General features: G+C 78.2%; 2 protein-coding genes. Both read left to right on the top strand.

The window, feature by feature from the left end; all coding sequences use genetic code 11:
* Positions 1-916: AAA family ATPase (locus ABT381_RS35585; protein ID WP_351602206.1), on the top strand; the 916-nt coding region annotated here is incomplete at its 5' end.
* Between the two features lie 5 nt (positions 917-921).
* Positions 922-2737 (top strand): SAV_2336 N-terminal domain-related protein (locus ABT381_RS35580; RefSeq protein WP_351602204.1); only part of this gene is annotated, 1816 nt, incomplete at its 3' end.

Raw genomic sequence — 2737 nt, 5'->3', positions numbered from 1 at the left:
GGCCCGCCGGCCCGCGATGCCCGAGGCGCCGCCGTGGCGCCGCTTCGGCCACGCGCGCAGGGACACGTCCGCCGCGGGCCCTGGCGGCGGCCCGTATCTGATCGGCCCGGAGCAGGCCGACGTGGTGAGCGCCGCGCTGCACCTGCGCCGCCCGCTGCTGGTCACAGGCCATCCCGGTACGGGCAAGTCCTCGCTCGCGCAGGCCGTCGCGCACGAGCTGTCGCTCGGCCGGGTGCTGCACTGGCCGGTCAACAGCCGCGCCACGCTGCAGGACGCGCTGTACCGCTACGACGCGGTGGGCCGGCTGCGCGAGGCGTCGCTCCGCCGCGACCGGGACGAACCGGAGCCGCACATCGGTACGTTCGTCCGGCTCGGCCCGCTCGGCACCGCCCTCGCGCCCCGTGACCGGCCGCGCGTGCTGCTGGTCGACGAGCTGGACAAGGGCGACGTGGACCTGCCCAACGACCTGCTCGCGGTGTTCGAGAGCGGCGAGTTCGAGATCCCGGAGCTGGCCCGGCTGCCCGAGGACCAGGCCGATGTGGACGTGCTCACCGCCGATCCGGGCGCGACCGAGCCGGTGCACCGCGGCCGGGTCCGCTGCCGGGAGTTCCCCGTCGTGGTGATCACCAGCAACGGCGAGCGGGACTTCCCGCCCGCCTTCCTGCGCCGCTGCGTCCGCCTCGACCTGCCCGACCCGGACGAGAACCGGCTGCGCGAGATCATCGCCGCGCACCTCGGCCCGGACATCCTGCCCGAGGTCGACGACCTGCTCACCGCGTTCCTGAACCGCCGCGCGCTCGGCGAGCTGGCCACCGACCAGCTGCTGAACGCCGTCTTCCTGCGCGCGGGCGGCGTGGACATCGACGCCGAGGCGGTACGCAAGGCCGTGCTGCACCGGCTCGGCGGGACGGTGTAACCACGATGCCGGAGCGGGCCCGCCGCATCCTGGGCGACAGCGGAGTGCCGCTGTCGCCGCAGGAGTTGCTGGACGCGCTCTGGCTGGCCACCCGGCTGCCCGCGCCGGACGGCGCGGCCACGGCGCCGGACCCGGAGCCGGGGAACGGTGCGGCGCCGCCGGAGCCGGACGACCCGTCGGTGCCCGACGCGCCGGACGGGCAGCCGGTACTGCCCGCCCGCTCCCCCGGCCGTGAGGCACGCGCCGCGGCGCCCGCCCGCTCGCCCCGCCGCCCGGACGCCGGGCACGGCCTGCACGGCGGCCCGCTCCGCGCGACCTCACCGGACCGGGACGGCGGCCGCCCGGCCGTGTCCGTACGCGCCCCCGAGGGCAGGGCCGGCACCGACGCGCTCGCCCTCTCCCGCGCGCTGCGCCCGCTCCAGCAGCAGCGCCCGAGCCCGGTCCGTACCGAGGTCGACGAGGCGGCGACGGTCGACGCGATGGCCGAGACCGGGCTCCCGGACGTGGCGATCCTGCCGGCCCGCGAGCGCTGGCTGGACCTGGCGCTGGTCATCGACGACGGCACGTCGATGCTGCTGTGGCAGCGGCTCTGCGGCGAGCTGCGTGGCGTACTGGAACGGCTCGGCGCCTTCCGGGACGTGCGGGTGTACGGGCTGCACACCCGCGGCGGCGGGCGGCCCGGCCTGCGCAGCAGCCCGTTCGGTGACGGCCCGGCCAACGGCGACCCGGGGGTGCTGGCCGACCCCTCCGGCGCCACGATGGTGCTGGTCGTCACGGACGGCATCGGCTCGGCCTGGCGCGGCGGCCAGATGGGGGACGTGCTCGCCGGGTGGGGCCGCTGCGGCCCGACCGCGGTGCTCCAGGTGCTGCCGCCGCAGATGTGGAAGGGCTCCGGGGTGCGCGCCGACCGGTGGGAGGTGACCTCGCGCGGCCGGGCATCGGCGAACGCGACCTGGCAGGTCACCGCCTCCGGGCTGCCCCCGGAGCTGGCGTCCTTCCGGGGCGTGCCGATCCCCGTCCTGGCGCCGCGCCCCGCCTCCGTCGCGGAGTGGGCGCGGCTGGTCGCCTCGCCCGGCGGCACGGCCGTACTCCCCCTGCTGCGCACCGCGCCCGCCGCCGGCGACCTCGGCGCGGACATCGCCGCGGCGCCCCCGCCGCCGCCCGGCACCGACGCGGCGACCGCCGCCGTGCTGCGGTTCCGCGACACCGTCTCGCCCGAGGCGTACCGCCTCGCCGCCCATCTCGCGGCGCTCGCGCCGGTGTCCGTACCGGCCATGCGGCTGGTGCAGGAGTCGGTGTCCTGGCCCGCCGAGACCGCGCACCTCGCCGAGGTGTTCTCCGGCGGGCTGCTGCGCGCCGTGCCGCGCCCGGCCGAGCACGACGTGCCCGAGCGGCTGCGGCAGTTCGACTTCCCCGCGGCGACGAAGGCCATACTGTTCGACACCGTCCCCACCGCCGAACTGCTGGAGACCGGGCTGACGGTGGGCCGCCGGATGGACGAACTGGTCGGCCGGTCCCCGGACTTCCCCGCCTGGATCTCCCACCCGGCGGGCCCGGACCGGCTGCCGGACCACGCCAGGGCGTTCGCCTGGGTGAACGACGCGCTGCTGGTACGGCTGGGGATCGGGCGCGCCGACGCCCTGGCGCCGCGCCGGGCGGCGTCGTCGCCCCACATGACGGCGTCCGGCACCCTCACAGCAGCCGCGCGGATGGCGCCTTCCAGGCCGGCCGCGCCGGTCGCGGCCGGCCGGGCGCCGGTGCCCGGCGTCCTCCCCGGCCCCCGCGTCCCCGACGGTGGCTCGCCCGCGCCCTGGCCCGCCG

The organism is Streptomyces sp. NPDC000151, assembly GCF_040301705.1.
Lineage (GTDB): Bacteria > Actinomycetota > Actinomycetes > Streptomycetales > Streptomycetaceae > Streptomyces.
This window is presented reverse-complemented; position numbering and strand designations above follow the sequence as displayed.